Origin of the sequence: Dyella sp. (genome assembly GCF_051954575.1) — a bacterium.
In the GTDB taxonomy this organism is placed as follows: Bacteria; Pseudomonadota; Gammaproteobacteria; order Xanthomonadales; family Rhodanobacteraceae; genus Dyella_B.
In genome coordinates this window covers 20,181-39,422 of the sequence record NZ_JBQCHP010000066.1, presented here as the reverse complement: position 1 = coordinate 39,422, position 19,242 = coordinate 20,181, and the positions used below count along the sequence as shown (strand labels likewise).

General features: G+C 61.2%; 17 protein-coding genes. 4 read left to right on the top strand and 13 right to left on the bottom strand.

From position 1 onward, the window contains the following. Positions 1 to 3: 3 nt before the first annotated feature. From ACTHNE_RS09175 to ACTHNE_RS09150, 6 genes are all read right to left on the bottom strand, one after another. Entirely contained in the window at positions 4 to 387 is a 384-nt protein-coding gene (locus ACTHNE_RS09175; protein ID WP_324947492.1) for a hypothetical protein, read from the bottom strand. Positions 388 to 568: 181 nt separating this feature from the next. Next, on the bottom strand, positions 569 to 1,651 hold the full coding sequence (locus tag ACTHNE_RS09170) for a GGDEF domain-containing protein (protein ID WP_324947494.1): 1,083 nt from the start codon (positions 1,649 to 1,651) through the stop codon (positions 569 to 571). A 189-nt stretch (positions 1,652 to 1,840) separates the two neighbouring features. After that, on the bottom strand, positions 1,841 to 2,164 hold the full coding sequence (locus tag ACTHNE_RS09165) for a hypothetical protein (RefSeq protein WP_440269103.1): 324 nt from the start codon (positions 2,162 to 2,164) through the stop codon (positions 1,841 to 1,843). A gap of 161 nt (positions 2,165 to 2,325) precedes the next feature. Then, positions 2,326 to 2,955, bottom strand: a complete 630-nt coding sequence (locus tag ACTHNE_RS09160; RefSeq protein WP_414649782.1) for a c-type cytochrome — start codon at positions 2,953 to 2,955, stop codon at positions 2,326 to 2,328. Between the two features lie 10 nt (positions 2,956 to 2,965). Then, the gene (locus ACTHNE_RS09155; RefSeq protein WP_324947498.1) at positions 2,966 to 3,877 is read right to left on the bottom strand and encodes a copper resistance protein B; all 912 of its coding nucleotides are present in this window, start codon (positions 3,875 to 3,877) and stop codon (positions 2,966 to 2,968) included. Continuing rightward, on the bottom strand, positions 3,874 to 5,607 hold the full coding sequence (locus ACTHNE_RS09150) for a copper resistance system multicopper oxidase (RefSeq protein ID WP_324947500.1): 1,734 nt from the start codon (positions 5,605 to 5,607) through the stop codon (positions 3,874 to 3,876). Before ACTHNE_RS09150 ends, ACTHNE_RS09155 begins: the two co-directional genes overlap by 4 nt. A gap of 338 nt (positions 5,608 to 5,945) precedes the next feature. Here ACTHNE_RS09150 and ACTHNE_RS09145 point away from each other — a divergent pair, with 338 nt between their 5' ends. Beyond that, entirely contained in the window at positions 5,946 to 6,077 is a 132-nt protein-coding gene (locus ACTHNE_RS09145) for a hypothetical protein (protein WP_440269102.1), read from the top strand. An 88-nt stretch (positions 6,078 to 6,165) separates the two neighbouring features. Here the strand turns inward: ACTHNE_RS09145 and ACTHNE_RS09140 are convergent, their stop codons facing one another. From ACTHNE_RS09140 to ACTHNE_RS09125, 4 genes are all read right to left on the bottom strand, one after another. Then, positions 6,166 to 7,401, bottom strand: a complete 1,236-nt coding sequence (locus ACTHNE_RS09140; protein ID WP_440269101.1) for a c-type cytochrome — start codon at positions 7,399 to 7,401, stop codon at positions 6,166 to 6,168. A gap of 2 nt (positions 7,402 to 7,403) precedes the next feature. Continuing rightward, positions 7,404 to 9,164 (bottom strand): GMC family oxidoreductase, encoded by a 1,761-nt coding sequence (locus tag ACTHNE_RS09135; protein WP_440269100.1) that lies wholly within the window; start codon positions 9,162 to 9,164, stop codon positions 7,404 to 7,406. After that, a complete protein-coding gene (locus ACTHNE_RS09130; RefSeq protein ID WP_440269099.1) occupies positions 9,161 to 9,895 on the bottom strand; it encodes a gluconate 2-dehydrogenase subunit 3 family protein in 735 nt (244 codons plus the stop codon). Before ACTHNE_RS09130 ends, ACTHNE_RS09135 begins: the two co-directional genes overlap by 4 nt. A gap of 106 nt (positions 9,896 to 10,001) precedes the next feature. Then, positions 10,002 to 10,208 (bottom strand): dodecin, encoded by a 207-nt coding sequence (locus tag ACTHNE_RS09125; protein ID WP_440269098.1) that lies wholly within the window; start codon positions 10,206 to 10,208, stop codon positions 10,002 to 10,004. Between the two features lie 403 nt (positions 10,209 to 10,611). Between ACTHNE_RS09125 and ACTHNE_RS09120 the strand changes: the two genes are divergently transcribed. After that, entirely contained in the window at positions 10,612 to 12,078 is a 1,467-nt protein-coding gene (locus ACTHNE_RS09120) for an FAD-dependent oxidoreductase (RefSeq protein ID WP_440269097.1), read from the top strand. Here the strand turns inward: ACTHNE_RS09120 and ACTHNE_RS09115 are convergent. Further along, the gene (locus ACTHNE_RS09115) at positions 12,061 to 12,345 is read right to left on the bottom strand and encodes a hypothetical protein (protein ID WP_324942239.1); all 285 of its coding nucleotides are present in this window, start codon (positions 12,343 to 12,345) and stop codon (positions 12,061 to 12,063) included. The two genes, ACTHNE_RS09120 and ACTHNE_RS09115, sit on opposite strands and share 18 nt — an antisense overlap. Before the next feature lie 12 nt (positions 12,346 to 12,357). On the opposite strand from ACTHNE_RS09115, the gene ACTHNE_RS09110 reads away from it, so the two are divergent. Continuing rightward, complete coding sequence (locus ACTHNE_RS09110; protein WP_440269096.1) at positions 12,358 to 13,815, top strand: asparagine synthase-related protein; 1,458 nt, start codon at positions 12,358 to 12,360, stop codon at positions 13,813 to 13,815. A 4-nt stretch (positions 13,816 to 13,819) separates the two neighbouring features. Here ACTHNE_RS09110 and ACTHNE_RS09105 read toward each other — a convergent pair whose 3' ends face one another. Together ACTHNE_RS09105 and ACTHNE_RS09100 are read right to left on the bottom strand one after the other, a co-directional pair. Continuing rightward, on the bottom strand, positions 13,820 to 14,437 hold the full coding sequence (locus ACTHNE_RS09105; RefSeq protein ID WP_440269095.1) for a LysE family translocator: 618 nt from the start codon (positions 14,435 to 14,437) through the stop codon (positions 13,820 to 13,822). Positions 14,438 to 14,668: 231 nt separating this feature from the next. Continuing rightward, positions 14,669 to 15,478 carry an AraC family transcriptional regulator gene (locus ACTHNE_RS09100; protein WP_324945469.1) on the bottom strand — a complete coding sequence of 270 codons (810 nt, stop codon included), beginning with the start codon at positions 15,476 to 15,478 and terminating at the stop codon, positions 14,669 to 14,671. Positions 15,479 to 16,136: 658 nt separating this feature from the next. On the opposite strand from ACTHNE_RS09100, the gene ACTHNE_RS09095 reads away from it, so the two are divergent. Beyond that, positions 16,137 to 19,112: a TonB-dependent receptor gene (locus ACTHNE_RS09095; RefSeq protein WP_414649768.1), complete on the top strand. Its 2,976-nt coding sequence runs from the start codon at positions 16,137 to 16,139 to the stop codon at positions 19,110 to 19,112. Positions 19,113 to 19,242 lie beyond the last annotated feature (130 nt).

Genomic DNA, 19,242 nt, shown 5'->3' with positions numbered 1-19,242 from the left:
CGATTACTGCTTGCGAGCCATGGAATCCAGCGCTTCGCCCATGGTCTTGATGACGTTGTTGACGGCATCCATGAACTGCGCGAATTCCTGCGCCTTCGCGCTCAATTGGGTGGTTTGGCCGGGATTGTCCGCATTCACGCTGCCGGCGGCTTTCTGGAGGTCGTCGGCCGACTTGTTCAACTTGTCGCCCAGCACCTCCGCCAGCTTTTCAAGCCAGCCGCGCGTATCTCCGTTGCTGTCGGTAAGCAGCGAGATGAGCGGTTCGGAGGCGCGGTTCTGGAATTCGTTCAACGCGTTGCGAACGATCTCGGTGGCTTCCGTGCGGCTGATGCCGTTGTAAAAGGTCTGGTTGATCGTGTTGGCAGGAATGATGTGGGAGACGCTCATGGTTTTGCCCTCTTCAGGATGGGGTCGCAAATCAGCCGGGAGTGCTTCGCTACAGATGCCGTCATGAAGCCATCCAGCGCGCTTCAAGATCGGAGCGAAGTATGAAAAGCGGCGTCCCCTCGGGCCAACTAGGCCATTCCCTAGGTTAGGGTTTTCCCCATGCTGTCTTGCTCAGCCTGCGTCATTCGATGACGGGCCAGGTATAGCGGGCGATCCTGCCCACCGGCGGCGCCGATGAAGCATCACGCTTGCGTGATCGCTTGGCGGCCTGCATCGCCGCTTCGGCCTTGGTCAGCAGCGCCTGCGCGCTGGAGCAACCCGGTTCGGCCACAACCGCCCCGACGCTGGCGCCGGCGTAGTCGATCAGCGCCGAATCCAGTTTGAAGCGTCCGCGTGTGGCGCTTTCCAGTCGATGCGACAGCGCGACGGCAGCCTCGTTGGCCTTGGCGCGCTGCTCCGTGGCCAGCACCAGGAATTCGTCGCCGCCCATGCGGGCGGCCATGTCGCTGTCGCGCAGCATGCGCCGCAGTCGCTTCGCTATGGTCTCAAGGAACTGGTCGCCGGCTTCGTGGCCGAACCGATCGTTGATCGGCTTGAATCCATCCAGATTGATAAGGGCGGCGATCAGCGCCTGATCGTGCTGCAGTGAGGCAAGCTGTCGCTGCATGGCGTCCAGCAGGGCGCGCCGGTTGGGCAGTTGAGTCAGCGCATCGGTCAGGGTCATCGTCGTCATGGCGCTGTTGGCCTGCTGCAGCGTCGCCTGCAACCGTTCGCGTTCGATCTGCTGGGCGATCAACTGGGCGAACAGCGCCAGCACGTGGGATGCCGTTTCGCCAAGCGGCTTGCGCTCGCCGCTTGCTGCGCACAGGCTGCCGAAAAGCTCGCCGCCTTTGACGCGGACTGGCGCGCTGGCATAGGCGACCAGGCCGAGCGTCCGGGCGAGGCCGCAGTCTCCCCAGCGACTACCGACGTCGTCCGTATCGAAGCGGCCCTCGTCGAGCGCGCGTTTGCTGAGCGTACCTTCCCAGGGCGCCGACAAGCCCTCCGGAATGGCAAGGCGCCCGGTGTTGCGGGCGTAGAGTACGCACAACATGCCCGCCGGCTCGTCCAGGCGGGTCAGATAGGTGGACTCCATGCCCGTTGCCATCTGCAGCAATTCGAGCAACGGCCGCACCAAGGCTTCCAGCGTATGGGCATGGGTGATGGTGGCGAGCAGTGCGCCGAAAAAATGGGATGGAACGGTTGTGCGCGCGACCAGGCTCATGGCCCGTATATCGGCCGATGGCGGGAAGGCTGAAGTTCCCGCGCCACCAACACACGTAATAGCCCCGTAGATTGGGCTGAGGCGCTAGCCGAACCCCAACGTCGCCATGCATATCCAGCGTTGGGGTTCGCCCCGGATCAAGTCCGGGGCTCAGCCCAACCTACGGGAAGCATTTCGCGCAGACGCAACCTACGGCTTGGTATAGCCCATATGCAGCGTAATCTTGTCACCCGCCTCCAGGCCCGCCACCGCAGCGGGTGGGAAGTGCACCTTCAGCGACATGCCCTCGGCATCGGCCTCCACCAGACCGGTCTTGGTATCCACCGAGCTGACCGTGGCCGGCATCTTGTGCATGCCTTGCACGTGATGCATGCCGGACATGCTGCCGTGCATGCCGCTCATCGAACCCATGGAATGGGTGGAACTGCTCGATGCGGCATCCTGGGCGAAGCAGGCGCCGCTCACGACAAACCCGCCGAGCAATGCAACGAGCATTTTGGAAGAAATATTCATGGTGATTCTCCTTCAGGTATGACCAATGAAAGGAAGACATCGGCGAAAGTATGCGCCTGTTCCTGAAACAAAGTTGTCATTTCGGCGGAAGCTGCTGCGCATGTGCTGTTCCTTGCACAAGGTCTTCACATAACTGCGACAAAAAGCTTAGAACTGCACCATCAATGCTGCGCGCTGCTGGAAGGCGCAGGCGCTGAAGTCGCCGACGCCGCGGGCGTTTCGTGCTCCTCGCCGTGCGCGTGTTCGTGGTGGTCGCCCATGTCCATATCCATGTCTTCGTCCGGCGGCGCCTGCGCCACGATCTTCTTGTACTGCTCGGGCGTCATGCCTGGCAGTTTCTGCAGGAACGCCACCATGCTCCAGATGGTGGCATCGTCGTGGCTGAATCCCCATGCCGGCATTGCGCTCATCTTCACGCCGTGCTTGATGATCCAGAAAGCCTCTTTGGGTTGAACCCGCAGTTGCGAGAGATTCGGCGGTTGCGGATACAGGCCCGGACGTATTTCCGAATCCTTCATGCCAGGCGCCAGATGGCACCCCGTGCACATGGCAGCGTACTGCCCTGCCCCTTTCAGGATGAGCTGCGGATCTTCCAGGTTGGGTATGGTGACGCGTTCACGCGCGGCATGCGCATCGATGGAACGCTCGCGCAAGGTTTGCATCACGGCATAAGTGACCGGCCAATGCGGCGCATCGGCGCCGATGTTGTAGGTGCCGGACAGGATCCATGCACCGAGGGCCAGGATGAAGACGACCAGGGTTGCAATCACGGTGGCGATAAATCGTTTCATCGCACTCTCCTCAAAACCACAGATGAAGGCCGACGACGAACTGCTGATCGAATACCGGCTCGCGGTCCTGCCCGGCGAAGCCGGCGGTGGCGCCGAAGCGGCGCACCCAGACTACGCCCAAATACGGTGCGAATCGCCGGCTTATTTCGTAGCGTAGCCGCAAACCGAGCTGCAGGTCGGAAACGCCCGCGCCCGTCCGGCGCGGCCGGTCGCTCTTGCTGTACAAGTTGGCTTCCAGTTCCGGCTGCAGGATCAGGCGCTGGGTAAAGCGCAGATCGTATTCCGTGCGCAGGCGCGCGGCGATGCGTCCGGCCTGGCCGACATACGCGGTGGCTTGTACCTCGAACCAATACGGCGCCAGGCCTTCGATACCGAACGCGGCCCAGGAACGTGGCGGACCGCCGCCGGCATCCTGGCGTATGCCGAGCTGGGTGTTCCAGTAGGTCGCCACGGCATGGCTCCAGAAGGCTTCGATATCCGCATCGCGTACCTGGCCGGCGCTGCGTTGGCCTTCGCTGCGCAGCCATAGCTTGTCGCTATCGCTGCCATACCAGGCTTCGGCTTCCCAGGTGAGGCCATTCGCATCGCGCCCGTGGAAGTTCTCCAATTGATCGATAAGCAGCATGCTTTGCGTGGCGTGGTCGTGCATGTCCATGCCGGTCATGTCGCCATACGTCCGTCCATCTGAGTAGTCGGGGCTGCGTGCATCCGCGGGAGCGGAGCCGCCCTGCATCGGCCCCATCGTCATGCCTTGATGCGTTTCGGATGGCTGGGCTTGATCAGTGGTGTTCTGATGCATGTCGCCATGCTGCATATCCATGCCTTGCATCGGCGCCGTTTGCGCGACCAATGTCATCGGCAGCATGGCGAGTGCGAGCGCGGCGGAAAACGCCGTCCGTTTCATCGTGTGCGATGCGGTCATGCCACCACCACCTCGCGGAACATGCCCGCTTCCATGTGATAGAGCAGATGGCAGTGATACGCCCAGCGCCCCAGCGCATCGGCGGTGACGCCATAGGTAATCCGCTGCGCCGGCTGCACGTTGATGGTGTGCTTGCGTACCTGGAAGTCGCCGCCGGGGCTTTCCAGTTCGCTCCACATGCCATGCAGGTGGATGGGGTGATTCATCATGGTGTCGTTCACCAGCACCAGTCGCACCCGCTCGCCGGCACGCAAATGCACCGGCTTGGCATCGGAGAACTTCAGGCCATCGAACGACCACATGTAGCGCTCCATGTTGCCGGTCAAATGCAGTTCGATCTCGCGCGATGGCTCGCGTTTGTCGATGGAGCCGCCGAGCGTATGCAGGTCCGCATAGGTGAGCACACGCCGGCCGTTGTCCCGCAAGCCCACGCCAGGGTCGTCCAGGTTCGTGCGCGGCATGTCCACGCGCATGTCCACGCCGGGGCCGTATTCCGTCCGTGCATGGCGAACCTGCGGCATCGCATCCATCGCCATGCCGGACATGTCCATGCCTTGCATGCCGTGCTGATCATGCGTCATGGACATCGCCCCCATCATGTCGACCATGGCCAGCGGCATGCGCGCATCGAGTGCCGGCACGTCCGCCTGCATGCCGGCACGCGTCGCCAGCGTGCCGCGCGCATAACCGCTGCGATCGATCGTCTGCGCAAACAGCGTATAGGCGCGGTCTTCCTGTGGCTCCACGATCACGTCGTAGGTTTCGGCCACGGAAATGCGGAATTCGTCGACGCTGACCGGTTCCACATCCTGTCCGTCGGCGCTCACCACGGTCATCTTCAAGCCGGGTATGCGCACGTCGAAAATCGTCATGGACGAGCCATTGATGAAACGCAGCCGCACGCGCTCGCCCGGGCGAAACAAGCCGGTCCAGTTGCCGGCCGGCGTCGCGCCGTTCATCAGGTAGGTGTAGGTGTAGGCCGATACATCGCTGAGGTCGGTGCGGTTCATGCGCATGCGATTCCACATGCGCCGCTCGGCCAGGGCTTCCTGCAGGCCTTTTTCGCGTACATCGCGCAGGAACGCCGGCGCCGTCGGCATGGCGAAGTTGTAGTAGTCGCTGCGCAGCTTGAGCATGGCGAGGATGTGCGCGGGATCGTCATCGGTCCAGTCGCTGAGCATCACCACGTAATCGCGATCGGCCTTAATGCGATCGGGGCCGGCAGGATCGATCACCAGCGCGCCATACACGCCGGTCTGCTCCTGGTATTGCGAATGGCCGTGATACCAGTACGTACCGGACTGGCGCACCGGAAAGCGGTAGACGAACGTCTCGCCCGGCGCAATGCCGGGAAAACTGATCCCTGGCACACCGTCCAGTTGAAACGGAACGAGCACGCCGTGCCAGTGGATCGAGGTTGGTTCGCGCATGCGGTTGGTGACGCGCAAGGTGACTGTGCTGCCTTCCTTCCAGCGCAGCGTCGGGCCGGGAACGCTTCCGTTGATCGCGGTGGCGATGCGCATGCGGCCGGTGTAGTTGACCGGCATCTCGGCGATGCTCAGGTCAAACTCGGTGCCCTGCAATGTCTCCGGATAAGCAGGAGTCGCTTGAGCACGCGCGCCTGGCGACGACCAGGTGCCGAGACCGGCCACCACGCCGCCCAAGGCTAGGCCGTGAACAAATCGCCGGCGCGACAGATCCACTGCCGGCGTAGAGAGAAATCGTTTCATGGAAAAACGCTCGTATCGGAACGCGTCCTTACGGACGCGGATCACGCCTCACGTTCGCTGCAAGCGACGTGAAGGCATCCATTACATGGATGAGCGCTCAAGCAAGCGGAGGTCGCAGTGGCGGACGCGTCGGTTGCGCCAGCGTATCCGGCGCCCACGGTGGCATATCGAACGATCGCCACGATACGGCGACCAAGACGTAATCATCGGCGGGAACGACCGCCAGGCTGCACAGCAAAGGACAATGGCATGGCGATTTCAAGGGCCCGTGATCGCCGCCTGCGTGCGTGTCGCAGCATGGGCCCGATGCCGCATGTCCCGCCATGACAGGCCCGTGCATGCCTGCTGACATATGTGAAACCATCCCGCCGTCCGCAGCATGCAACGGCATGGACGAGGCCATCCACGACATCACCACCAGCATCAGCCACGCCACGGCGCTCAAGGCGCGAAGCGCGCGGGAGCGATGAAGAAGGCGCAGTGACGGAACCATGCGGCGAGCTTACCGCCCGTGTCCGCTGCTCTCAACTCTGGAGCCGGGTCAGGGTTGCGGTTTTTCTATTGCGGCGTCTGCTTCAAGCGTTCGCGCAAGGCGCCAACGTCCGACTCCGAGACGGCATCGGCATGATTGCCCCATGCATTTCGTATATAGGTCACCAGCGCGGCAACTTGCGCATCGTCGAGTTTCTCCGCAAAGGCCGGCATGGCCAACGCGGTAGGCGCCGCTTGCGTCGCGGGCAACCTGGCACCGTGCAACACGGTGGCCACTACGGTATCCGGCTCGGCGGCCATCACGCTGTTGTTGCCGCGCAGTGCCGGAAACACGCCGGGCTCGCCGCCGCCGTCTTCCATATGGCAGCCGGTGCACTGGTCTTCGTAGATGCCGGCGCCATCACGCATCATTTGCGCATCGGCCGCCGATGAATGGTTCGGCTTCGGTCCCGGCACGTCCTTCAGATAAACGGCGATCGCCTGCAAATCGACCTGCGTCAGGTACTGGGTGGATTGCTCCACCGTTTCCGCCATGGGACCGGCGGCGCTGGCTTGCCGGCTGTGGCCGGTGCGCAGGTAATCGACGATGTCCTGTTCGCTCCATCCGCTCAAGCCATCATCGCTACCTTGCCCCAGGTTCGGCGCATAGACGTTTTCGGCGAAACCACCCTGCAGGGGATGTTCGCGGTCCGCCGCGCCGAGAAAATTCTTGCTGGAATGGCAGGCGCCGCAGTGGCCCGCACCCTGCACCAGGTATGCGCCGCGGTTCCATTGCGGGGATTTGTCGCCGCGATAGGCATACGTGCCCGGATGAAAATACAAGGTGTCCCACATCGCCATGCTGTGCCGGTTGCTGATCGGCCACGGCAGTTCCGGTTCGCGATCCACCTGGCGCACGGGTTCCAAGGTATCAAGATAAACCTTGATGTCGTGCACATCGGTGCGGCTAAGCCGGGTGAACCATGGATAAGGAAACGCGGGAAACAGATGCTTTCCCTGCCGGTTGATGCCGTTGTGCATGGCTTTGTAGAAATCCTCGTCGGTCCATGCGCCGATGCCGGTATCGCGATCCGGCGTGATGTTGTCCGAATAGATCACGCCAAACGGCGTAGGCACGGGACGTCCGCCCGCAAACGGCGCACCGCCTTGCACGGTGTGGCAGGCTTCGCAATCGCCCGCGCGTACCAGATATCGTCCATGCGTCACGCTGACGATGTCATGCGAACCCAGCCCGCCATGCATCGCGGACAAGGATGCGGTAGCGCAAGCCAGCATGATCAGCGTGAGCGCGATACGTTTCATGGCTACATCAGCGGCCCCGGATTTTTCATGTAGCGCCGAATGGCATCCGCCGCCCAGAACGCCAGCGCACCGACCGTGCCGGTCGGGTTGTAACCCGGGTTCTGCGGATACACGCTCGAACCCAGCACGAACAGATTGGGCACGTCCCACGATTGCAGGTAGCGATTCACGACACTGGTACGTGGGTCCGTGCCCATCGCAGCACCACCGGTGTTGTGCGTGGTCTGGTACGGCACGTCGGAGTAGTGGCCCGAACGCTGCTGCACATTCAAGCCCTTGATGGGCATCGCCCGCGCAATGCGCGCGCCCTGGTCGGTGATGTAGGTCGACATCGCATGCTCATTGGGCTGGAAGTCGAAGGTGAGGCGCAGCAGCGGATTGCCGTACACGTCGGTGTAAGTCGGATCCAGATCCAGATAATTGTTGCGATAACTCATCACGCTGCCGTGGCCCTGGATCCAGGTGGAGCGCAGGTAATCCTCGTGCACGGCCTTTTTCCAGGCGGAACCCCACTTGGGCGTTTTTTCCGGCAGGTATTCCTGCAGAATCGGCCGTCCGCCGGTATTCCACAGGCATAGGTAACCGCCGCCGATGAAATTCAGCGACCCATGGTCGAAGTTGTCGCCATTGAAATCGTCGACCACTTGCCCCAGCGCACCAGCGCCCATGAAGGGATTGATGATGTCCTTGAACGTGACACCAATAGTGCTGCTCATCTGGTAGGCGTAATTGCGCCCGACCACGCCCTGGCCGGTGTTCGGATCGTAAGGCGTGCCGATCTTCGACAGCAGCAACAGATGCACGTTGTGATACGCAAACGCGCACAAGGCGACCAGGCCTGCCGGCTGCTCGTAAACCTTGCCGCTGGCATCGACATAGGTAACGCCGGTGGCCTTTTTGCCAGAAGAATCGGTATTGACGCGCGTGACGTCGCAAAAGGTGCGAAAACTGAAGTTGGGCTTCTTCAGCAGCACCGGCAAAATGGTGGTCTGCGGGCTGGCCTTGGAATAATTGCCGCAACCGAACCATTCGCAAAAACCGCAAAAGGTGCACTGCCCCATTTGCACGCCGAGCGAATTGACGTATGGCCGAGAGGTATTGGCGGCCGGACAAGGAAACGGATGCAGCCCAAGGTCTTTCGCCGCCTTGTCGAACAGCGTGGTGGATGCGCTGCGTTTTAGCGGCGGCAGCGGAAAATCGCGGCGGCGCGGCCCTTCGAACGGATTGCCGCCCGGCTGGGTTTTTCCGCCGATATTTCCCGCTTGTCCGGAAATACCGCAGAGATATTCCCAGCGATCGTAATAAGGCTCCAATTCGTCGTAGGTCACGCCCCAGTCCTGCAGGTTCATGTCGGGCGGAATGAATTTCTTGCCGTAACGCTGTTCGATATGGCTGCGCGCAAGGAAATCGGTGGGCAGGAAGCGCCAGTTCTGCCCGTTCCAATGCACGCCGGCACCGCCCACGCCCGCCGCGGGCAGGAAGGAACCGAGCTTGCGCATCGGCAGCGCGACCTGGTCCATCGTGTTCCGGAACGTGAGGGTTTCGCGCACCGGCCGCTCGAACGTCTGCTTGCGCACCGCGTAACGCAATTCGTCCTGAATCAGCGCGGTGGAAAAGTCCGGCACGGTATCGCGAAACGCGCCGCGCTCCAGCGCAAGCACTTCGAAGCCTGCATCGGTCAATTCCTGCGCAAGAATCGATGCGGTCCAGCCGAACCCGACCAGCACCACGTCGACCGCCGGCAGGCGCTTGGCCGGGGTCATGCTTCGGCCTTGGGCGCACGGCCGCCCAGGCTGACGAACGGCTGCTCATAGGGCACGCCGAATTTGCCGATTTCTTCCAGATAGTTGTAGCGCGGCCCTGGAAATCCGATCAGCTTCCAGCCGATGAAGTTGCGGTTGCCGCCGTAGATGGGATCGGCAAAGAAGCCTTCCATGGTGTTTTGCAGCAGGGCTTGAAAGAAGGTGTCCTTAGGGATGCCCGGAATCGGCACGTCGCCCTTCTCCAAGGCATGCAGCACTTCATCCTGTTTTGCCGCGGGGAGTTCGGCGAAGATCGCGCCATGGCGTTGCCTGCAATAAGCGTCCACAGGCGGGATGGCGCTGCGGTAGAGTTCCGAAGGCGTCAGCGATAGCTGGTAGCCCTGCTGCTGCGTACCCAGATGCCAGGGGCCTTGCATGTACCAGCTCGAAGCCTGCCCGAAACTCCCGGCCAACTGACTGTCGATGAATTCGGCCACCCCGGCCTCCAGCGCGCCCGGCCCCAGTTCGTCGGCCGGAATCAGCCGTGACACCGCCGCGCGCACGAAACGCATTTCGCTGGCGGTGAAATATTTGGTGGCGGAAACGGGCGCACTCGACGTGGTGCAGCCGGTAAACAGCAAGGCCGACAACGCAACCGCTGTCGCGCCCAGAAAATGCCGTCGCGACACGCAAACAGCGTCGGCATCGAATGGCCGACCGTCCGTAAGCACCGTTATCTGTCGCAGCAACATCTTTACCTCACTGCGGCATGGTGTGATCCACGTGGTTGAAGTGTGGTGAAAGGCGCATCATCGTGACGAAAAGGCTCGTGCACAGCGTCCGGGTTCAACTTTGCGCCTACTCCAGCGTAAAGCCCACCTTCAAGGTTACCTGCCAGTGCGCCACCTTGCCGTCTTCCACATGCCCGCGCGTCTCGATCACCTGGAACCGGCGGATATCGCGAATCGTCTTGGACGCCCGCTCGATCGCGCAACGGATGGCGTCGTCGCTGCTGGTCTTGGAGGAACCGGTCAGTTCTACGGATTTGTAGACGTGCTCGGACATGATGGTCTCCACAAGTAGCTCGGATGAAGTGTCTGCGTTGTTGCCGGCCATGTTCATTGGACGCCATGCGGCGCCCGGGCGTGTGAAGAAACCGATAGCCGTAGGCGCGGATGACGTCCCAGCACAAGGGGTTATGCGGGCAAGGCTTGCCCCGGAAAGCAATGGGCCTTCGCCGGAATGACGGTGAAGAAGCGGAACTAAATGTGAATATCAAGTCCAGGGGCACCAGGCATTTTATTCTCGCGTACTTAGCACACTCTTCATTGAAACATTATCGAAACAAACAACAACAAAGCCGTTTTCACGACCGTTTCATAGTTCCTTGATCGCCATGCACCGATTCTCGCGTGCACTCGAGCACGCCTGCATATCGGCGATGCGCTCGCATCAAAGGAACCCAAGCATGTCCAAGCAAGCGATCACCCTGATCGGCGCAGGTCCTGTGGGCGCGTTGCTCGCCCAGCTCCTGGCCAGGCGCGGCTTTGCGGTGCAGGTTTTCGAAAAACGCACCGATCCGCGCCGCGTCAGTTTCGTGCGTGGCCGCACCATCAATCTCGCGCTTGCCGAACGCGGCCTGCAGGCATTGCGCACGGCAGGGCTCGATGAGCTTGCCTTGCAGCGATCGGTGATGATGCGTGGCCGCATGGTGCATCCGCTGGATGGGCCTTCCGCGCTGCAGCGCTATGGCGTGGACGACAGCGAAGTGATCTGGTCCATTTCGCGCGCCGGGTTGAATGCGCTGCTGATCGATGCGGCGGAGGAAGCGGGCGTCAATTTCCATTTCGGCCAGGCGCTGAGAACGGCCGATATCGACACACAACGCATCACGTTGGTTGACGAGCACGAGGTTCAGCGCGAGCACCAGGCGAACGTGTTGATTGGCGCCGATGGCGCAGGTTCCGCCCTGCGTGCGGCGATGAACCTGCACCAGCCGCTCGGCATCCGCGTCGAACCGCTCGGCCATGGCTACAAGGAACTGGAAATTCCACGCGCCGCCGGCGCCGATCGCTTCGCCATTGAACCCAACGCCCTGCATATCTGGCCGCGCGGTGGCTACATGTGCATCGCCACGCCCAATATCACCGGCAGTTTCAACGTCACCTTGTTCCTGCCTCTACGCGGGACCGGTTCCAGTTTCGAGACCTTGCCGAACGCTGCGGCAGCCGGTGCGTTTTTCCACCGTGACTTTCCCGACCTGCTGCCGCTGATGCCGCGGTTTGCCGCCGACTACGATGGACATCCGGTCGGTACGCTTGCCACCCTCTATCTCGACCAATGGCATATCGACGGACGCGCCGTGCTGGTGGGCGACGCCGCGCACGCCATCGCCCCCTTCCACGGCCAGGGCATGAACTGCGGCTTCGAAGATGCCGTGGTGATGGCCGAACTGCTGGCCGATTCCGGCGTGCAGGTCGCCGACGCGTTTGCGCAATTCCAACGTATCCGCAAGCCCAATGCCGATGCGATCGCCGCCATGACGCTGGAAAACTACGTGGAAATGCGCGACTCCGTGGCCGATCCGGCTTACGTGGCCAAGCTCGAACTTGGCAAACGGCTGGCCGAACGAGCGCCGCAGCATTTCATGCCGCGCTATCGCATGGTCACGTTCACGCAGCTGTCCTACGCGTATGCCTACGAGCGTGGTCGTGCGCAGGATCGGCTGCTGGGGCAGTTGTTGAACGAGTGTTCCGATCCGAACGAGCTGTCGCTGAATGCGGCCATCTCCACCTTGCAGGCCACCCTGCCCCCGCTGCCTGCGCTTCGTGAGGACAATAAACCGGATCCCGTGACGGTCGCCGATCGCCCGATTTATCTGGAAACCACGCCTTCCGCGGAAGAAGACGCCGATTATTTATTGGAGGGTGAATAAGTCGTCGCCTTCAATCATTTTCCGAGCAAGCCGTCTAGACAGTGCATACACAGCATCGCACTTAAGCTCACCCATGAGCGTCAGGTACATGCAAGGAAAATGACGGTACGCCTTGATGCTGCGGGTGATGCGTTTTTCTTCCATCGCCGGCAGCTTCTTTGTGCCACCGCCAGTAGCAAAACCGTAATGCCCAACCGTTGCATTTTTCCGTGCGCTTATCGCGTTCAGCGCACTGTCGTGCGCTGGCAGGTCGTGTTCTGCTGTCAACTGGATGGTCGTATGAATACGTCGCTATACGAATGGCCGGATATAAGCCTATCGCCCAAGAAAATCCATCTTTACACCAGCCCCCATGCGGGCGAGGTGGATTTTTCCCCATTGAATACACCGGATGCGCGCCAGGCATCGATCGACATGGTGTCGCTCGCCGACTTGTTACGCAACGGCTTCGTCTATCCGCCGCATACCATCTATAGCGACGTAAAGAATATTGCGACCGGCTTTTCCGCGTTGCCGGGCGTGGAAGACGAGCCTCGTTTTCATTTCGCCTATCAATCCACGCGCGCCACCTCGCGGCCGGCCTCCGGTGCCGTAAGCGACGAGACCTTGCTGCGCCGCTACCACCAGTTGCTTACGCATGCCGTAGTGCAGTGCACGGCCGATATGAAAGCGCCGTGGCTGCTGCAGAGCGGCGGCAAGGATTCCAGTTCGCTGGCGATCGCCATTGCGGATACGCGGCCGGATACCACCTGCATCACCTACCTCGGTGGCAAGGAGGAAAACGAGGTCGATTCGGCACGCTTCGTGGCAAGCCATCTGGGCCTGCGCCATGAAACGCTGGTGTGCGATCCGGGCCGCGCCTACGACCGCTATCTGGCGATTGCGCCGCGCATGCCCTTGTTGACGGCCGATTTCGCCACGCTCTCCTACGCCGACCTGGCCACCGAAATCGGCCTGGAACACGGCGATGGCATCATCGATGCGCTGGGCATCGATCCCTATGTCGGCGTGCCGTTGCATCTGAAAGATTACGTGCTGGGATGGTTGGCGCGCAGCGCGCGCATACCCGGCTCGCTTTACCTGCATCCTCTGATCCGCCGCAGTTTCAAGCTGTGCTTTGCGCTCAGCACGCTGCAGATGAATACCTTCGAGCGCTATTTCCCCGGCTCGCGTTTCAGCGATAGCGAGGTGGACCGGCTGCTCGGGCAGAAGTTGTCCGTGCACTCGCGCAAGCGCATCCGGATGTTCCAGGACGACATCGACGCGGCCGATTCCGCTGAAGCGGTACGGCGCATCGTGCTTATCGTGATGGAGGCGGCCGGCTTCGCCAAAGGCATGTATACCGCCAAGGCCGCAGGCTTGCGCCTGGCGTATCCGTATTGCGATATGCCGCTGTGCGAGTGGTTCTTCAACGAGGTTCCCGACGACCGCCTGATAGGTCTCGGGGGCATGAACAAGGTGCTGATACGCCGGCATATCGCGCAACGTTTTCATCAACTGCCGTACGTGCAGTCCAAGGGTTCGTTCCGTTTCGATGTCCTGGGCCTGGCCAGCCGGCGTTTCGAGCAGGTACATGCTTTCGCCCTGCAGGCACGGTCGCTGCTCCCGGGTGCGTCCAAGTGGCTGGAAGATCATCGCCATTGCCTGGGAAACAAGTTCTTCGCTTCCAAGTTCTACCTGTTGGCCGTGACCCTGCCCTGGCTGCTGGCGCGCCTGGACCAAAAAGCCAACACCTGAAATGTCACGCCCGGCTGGTGGAAAACAACAGCTTCAATCCCAGCGCGACAAACCCGGCGGCGAAGAAGCGCCGCAACCATGCCGTGACCCGCGGACGCGAAAGCACGCGGGCGCGCATGAACGATGCAAACATGCCATACAGCGCGAACACCACCAGCGTCATCAGCATGAAGATCGCGCTCAGCGTCAGCAGCCGCAGCATCGGTGATGGATCGTCCCGGGCGATGAATTGCGGCAGAAAGGCGAGAAAGAAGATCGGCAGTTTCGGATTGAGCAGGTTGAGCAGCACCGCCGCAACGATCATCCGCAGCGGCGAGCGTTCGGGCACCGGCTGGTTCGGATCGAGCGCGCCGCGGTCGCGCAAGGTGCCCCAGGCCATGTACAGCAGATACGCCGCGCCCAGATACTTCAACAGCTCAAACGCGAATGGACTGGTGCGGAACACCGCCGCCAGTCCCAGCACCGCTGCCGCCATATGCGGAAGCGTGCCCAGCGTGCAACCGACCGCCGCCACCAGGCTGGCGCGTGCGCCGCGGGATAGTCCGGTGGAGACGGTATGGAGCACACCCGTTCCCGGGGCGGCCACCACCAGTAGCGAGGTGAGCAGGAATTGGATGTTCATGCGCTGGCGCCCGGCGCGCGGCGCGTGTGATGGATCGTCGTCATGAGCCTTACCCTCGTGAAAGGTGGTAAGGGGAAACCATTACAAAGATGGCGACGTGGCGTCTTGAAGAATATTGCAGCCCGTAGGCTGGGATGAAATCCCAGCATTGCCATGCACACGTGCACCACGATGCTGGGATTTCATCCTAGCCTACGCGTTGGTTCTTCAGAGGCCGTATTTTGCGTGCCGCTAATCAAAATCACCATGCATCGCCGCCCGATAACGCCCCGGCGTAATACCGAACTGCCGAACAAACGCACGCGTGAGATGGCTCTGATCGGCAAATCCCGTCAACAACGCAACCTCCGCAATCACCCTGCCCTGCGCAAGATAACGTCGCGCTGCTTGCACGCGCAGTTGCATGCGATATGCGTGCGGCGTCGTGCCCACCTCGCGCATGAAGCTTCGAATCAGCTGAAAGCGGCTCACGTCGCAAGCCGTAGCAAGTGCGGATAACGACGTATCCGCGTGCGGCTCGGCTTTCATCCACTCGATCGCGCGTGCGACCGGTGGCGATGCATGCGGCAGCGATGGCCCGCTCAGGCGGTGCCGTTGCACGCTGGATGCCAGGCAGGCAAGCAGAAGCTCTTCGGGATCGTCGCAGGCATTGGGCATGCGCAACGCGCCAAGCAACTTCATCACCTCGCCTGCCAAAAGCGGATCGTGCGCCACCGGCTGCAACATGACATCGCCATGGCACTCGTCAGCCAATTCGCGCGCCACCACATCCGGCTCCAAATACACCATCTGCCATTCGCGCGCGCCGCCGATCGGCGAGCCGTCATGCATCTCGCCCGGATTCACCATGATGACGTCGCCCACCACGGATTCCACCGTACCCACCGCGCTCCACGATTTTTGCGCGCCGCGAGTGATCACGCCGATGCCGTACTGGTCGTGCGCATGGCGTGGAAAGGCGTGCTCGCTGCGCCGATACATTGCCTCCACGCCGGGCAGGCGCGCTCGGTAAGACGTCGCTTGATAGGTCTTTTCCGTCATCGCCATCCTCCTCACGATACCTGCCTGGCGCACTGTCCTTATCGATCACCCATTGGATCACTGCGGACAATTGCCACGTTCATACAGTAAGCCTAAAACAAAATCAGTTGACTTCAGCCGCGCCCGAAGAGTAAAACCATGGGCGCCTATGGGGATAATAGGTTGGTGCAGTAAAACGGATTGGCGTCTTCTTCTGAACGGGGAAAGAAGACACGTCACCATGAGGTTTGGACCTCCCGTTATGGACCGCTGTCGCTCATATGGCTTGGTAGGAACGGTAATACATGAACCGCTGTTCCCTAACTGAAAGTTCATCGAGCTGCGTTTACGCGGTGGTACTTCGTGCCTGTTCCGCAAAGGGACAGTGCAAATCGATCTCGGTACGCGATCAAGCCAAGAAAAGCGCCCTGCGCGCCCGCGGCAAATGCATCGCCGGCTATTCGCCGCCGCTGCTGGCCGCCTGAAAATCCTTTAATGACCTGACGATACGCGTTCCGGCTTGCTGGTCGAGCTGGCATGTCCTCGCACCTTCCGGTTGACGGCCTGCGCAGCGGGCCGCGGACGGGCGTGCAGATCGTCGCGTCGCCATCACGAAAGACCGAACACCAGCGGGGGGAGAGCCCGTCGTACGGTCGCATCCTGTAATTGGAGAACCCGAATGAAAACGGCTGGTTTAAAGCGCAGTAAGTTGACAGTTGCCGTCTTGCTGGGCGTTGCTGCCACGTGCATCGCCTCGCAGGTCCTGGCCACCGAAGTGCGCGGGCACTTGCAGCAGGAAAATTCAGGACAACCGGTAGCCAATGCGCGCGTGTCACTGGACGGCACCGGCTACACCGCCACGGCAGATAAAGAAGGCAATTTCGTTTTCGCGAACGTGCCGGCAGGCAATTACACCGTTTCCGTCTCGCAAGCGGGTTTCGCCATCACCCGCTCGCCGCTGACGGTAGGCAGCAGTGGTCCGGCCACGGTCACCATCGGCCTGAAAAAGGTTGCCGAACTCAAGGGGCTGATCGTGGCGGCCAATCGTTACGATGCGTCCAGCATGCAGATGGATGCGCCCAACACCGTCAACGTATTGTCGGCCGCCAGCTTGCAGCACACGGCAGTGCACAACGTCGCCGAAGCGCTGGGCCTGCTTCCGGGCGTGAATGTCACCAATACCGGCTCGGGCTATTTCTCCGGCGTAGATGGCGCGGCGCGTGGCGAAGGTGTCTACGCCACGGTACGCGGCTTGCCGGCCGATTACGACGTCAACCTGATCAATGGCGTCGATGTGGCGCAAGGCATGCCATACAGCCGCAGCGTGCAGTTGAGCTTGCTGCCGCCTTCGGGCCTGCAGACCATCGTGATGAACAAGACGTCCACCGCCGATATGGATGGTGATGCGATCGGCGGCACGGTGGATTTCCGCACACCGACGGCATTCGATTTCGCCAAGACCACCAGCGGCAGCGTGTCGGTCAGCGGACGCATGGAAAGCCGCGCACGCGACTATGGCAACAGCGGCCTGGGCGGCGGTTTTGCCGGCGATTTCCAGACCAAGTTCGGCAGCGAGAAGCAATTTGGCGTGTACGCCAGCGCGTATTACGACTACCGCGCCTACGTGAACAGCGAAGAGGCCGCCGCCACCAGCGCCTTGAACGATGGCTCGTGGGAATTCGCACACACCGATGCCAATGGCAACAATGCGGCCGGCTACGATCCATCCAGGAACCTGAGCAGCACCGGCATGAACGTCGGCGTGGTGCCGGGTTATGACCGTCGCTACGGTGGCAATTTCTCGTTCGACTATAAAGTAGACGAAACGCTCAGCACGTACCTGCGCATGACTTACGCCTACGCGCAGACCACGCAGGACACCGCATTCACGCAGATCCTTCCGAAGAACGTCACGTATCAGCAGGTCGGCAGCAGCGACGTGTACACGCCGAACATCGGCCGCATCGCCGCCCGCTACTGGTACGAAACCAATCCGGAAGTAGCGGACCTGACCACCTTCCAGCTCGGCGCCGACAAGACCGTCGGCGGCTGGACCATCTCGCCGAACGTGTTCTACAGCTTCGGCGACAACGATCGCCCGAATCACGTGGAAATCGACGGCCGCGAAGACAAATACTCGCAGACCAACTTTGCCTACAGCGGCAGCTCGCTGATGAGCTACGGCCCGGGCAGTTTCCCCTATCCGCAGCTGACGCCTGCATTGGCGGCCAAGGTCAACGACATTCCCTCGCTATGGGCCAACGATTACGGCGAGCTCACCAAGATCTACTCCGGCCAGCGCAAGGGCGGCGGCAAGGTCGACTTCCGCTATGACTTCACCGACGGCAGCCTGTCCTCGATCCAGTTCGGCGCCAAGTTCACCGAAAGCGTGCGCAACTACAACAATCGCGACTGGTCGACCGCGGGCATCAACGACGGCGTAACCACGCTGGGTGACTTAGGCATCTTCAACGGCACCTGGAACTCGATTTACCCGGGCGCGTACAACTGGAAGGCGCCCAAGGTCAGCGAATCGGGCGTCTCCAACCTGATCCAGCAATACCTGGTGCCCAGCGACCTGGATACCTGCGGCGACAGCCTCTACGTCAACAACTACAACTGCGACACCCTGCGCGGACGCGAAGCGGTCAGCGCCATCTATGGCAAGGCCACGTTCAATATCGGCAACCTGGAAATCATCCCCGGCCTGCGCTTCGAGCACACCAGCATCCAGAACACTTACTGGGTGGTGCCGCAGGACAGTTCCGGCAACGAGATTCCCGGTTATTTCCAGAGCAACCACACCGTCTACAACGAACCGTTGCCGAGCGTGTTCCTCAATTACCGGCCCAGCGACGGCAGCATCTATCGTGTCGGCCTGTGGCAAAGCTATACGCGCCCTTCCCTGTACCAGTTGGGCAGCAGTTCCTCGATCAGCATTTCCGAGGGCGTTACCACCATCACGCGTGGCAACCCCAACCTGAAAGTGATCAAGGCCACCAACCTCGACTTCTCCGGCCAGTGGAACAACAACAACGGCGGCTATGCGTCGGTGGCCGGCTTCTACAAGCACTTGAGCCACTACATCTACGATGCGGGCGGCCAACAGGCCAGTTCCGGCATCACCGGCAACGGGCTGATCCTCTACAGGACACCCGAAAACGGCGGTAATGCCCGCGTCTATGGCGTGGAGCTGGATACGCACCAGAAGTTCAAGTTTCTTCCTGACCCGTTCGATGGCCTTGGCGTCAGCTTCAACGCCACCCGCCAGAACACCAAGGCGGATCTAGGCATTGCCGGCTTCCATAACGAAGAAATCCAGAGCGCGCCCAAGTTCATGGCGAACGCGGAAGTGTTCTACGAGAAGAACGGTTTTTCGCTCAACCTGAGCTATCACTACACCAGCGCATGGCTGGCCAACTACGACTATTTGAACCAGGGCGCCCCCTGGGACGATTTGTGGATCCGGCCAATCAAGCGACTGGACCTGCATGCGGGTTATGCGTTCCAGAACGGCCTGCAGGTGGATTTGTCCATTTCCAACCTGGCCGACAATCACAGCTACTGGGCGCACATCGGCAGGAACAGCCTGGTGATCTCCGACATTGTCGATACCGGCATGACGTCATTGCTGACAGTGAAGTACAACTTCTGATGATGCGTACCCCGTTTCAACCGCGATGCATTGCTCCCTCCCCTACGTGTAGTAGGGGAGGATCGGGGTGGGGTTGCATGCGCTTGCCGCATGGCATGAATTCACCGCGAGATGGCTTCACCCCACCCCA

Bases quoted from the DNA above. Each gene is read 5' to 3' on its own strand.
- ACTHNE_RS09155 (WP_324947498.1), bottom strand. From the start codon at position 3,877: ATGACCGCATCGCACACGATGAAACGGACGGCGTTTTCCGCCGCGCTC.
- ACTHNE_RS09125 (WP_440269098.1), bottom strand. From the start codon at position 10,208: ATGTCCGAGCACGTCTACAAATCCGTAGAACTGACCGGTTCCTCCAAG.
- ACTHNE_RS09100 (WP_324945469.1), bottom strand. From the start codon at position 15,478: ATGACGGAAAAGACCTATCAAGCGACGTCTTACCGAGCGCGCCTGCCC.
- ACTHNE_RS09165 (WP_440269103.1), bottom strand. From the start codon at position 2,164: ATGAATATTTCTTCCAAAATGCTCGTTGCATTGCTCGGCGGGTTTGTC.
- ACTHNE_RS09120 (WP_440269097.1), top strand. From the start codon at position 10,612: ATGTCCAAGCAAGCGATCACCCTGATCGGCGCAGGTCCTGTGGGCGCG.
- ACTHNE_RS09170 (WP_324947494.1), bottom strand. From the start codon at position 1,651: ATGAGCCTGGTCGCGCGCACAACCGTTCCATCCCATTTTTTCGGCGCA.
- ACTHNE_RS09160 (WP_414649782.1), bottom strand. From the start codon at position 2,955: ATGAAACGATTTATCGCCACCGTGATTGCAACCCTGGTCGTCTTCATC.
- ACTHNE_RS09145 (WP_440269102.1), top strand. From the start codon at position 5,946: ATGCCTGCTGACATATGTGAAACCATCCCGCCGTCCGCAGCATGCAAC.
- ACTHNE_RS09135 (WP_440269100.1), bottom strand. From the start codon at position 9,164: ATGACCCCGGCCAAGCGCCTGCCGGCGGTCGACGTGGTGCTGGTCGGG.
- ACTHNE_RS09140 (WP_440269101.1), bottom strand. From the start codon at position 7,401: ATGAAACGTATCGCGCTCACGCTGATCATGCTGGCTTGCGCTACCGCA.
- ACTHNE_RS09175 (WP_324947492.1), bottom strand. From the start codon at position 387: ATGAGCGTCTCCCACATCATTCCTGCCAACACGATCAACCAGACCTTT.
- ACTHNE_RS09105 (WP_440269095.1), bottom strand. From the start codon at position 14,437: ATGAACATCCAATTCCTGCTCACCTCGCTACTGGTGGTGGCCGCCCCG.
- ACTHNE_RS09095 (WP_414649768.1), top strand. From the start codon at position 16,137: ATGAAAACGGCTGGTTTAAAGCGCAGTAAGTTGACAGTTGCCGTCTTG.
- ACTHNE_RS09150 (WP_324947500.1), bottom strand. From the start codon at position 5,607: ATGAAACGATTTCTCTCTACGCCGGCAGTGGATCTGTCGCGCCGGCGA.
- ACTHNE_RS09110 (WP_440269096.1), top strand. From the start codon at position 12,358: ATGAATACGTCGCTATACGAATGGCCGGATATAAGCCTATCGCCCAAG.
- ACTHNE_RS09130 (WP_440269099.1), bottom strand. From the start codon at position 9,895: ATGTTGCTGCGACAGATAACGGTGCTTACGGACGGTCGGCCATTCGAT.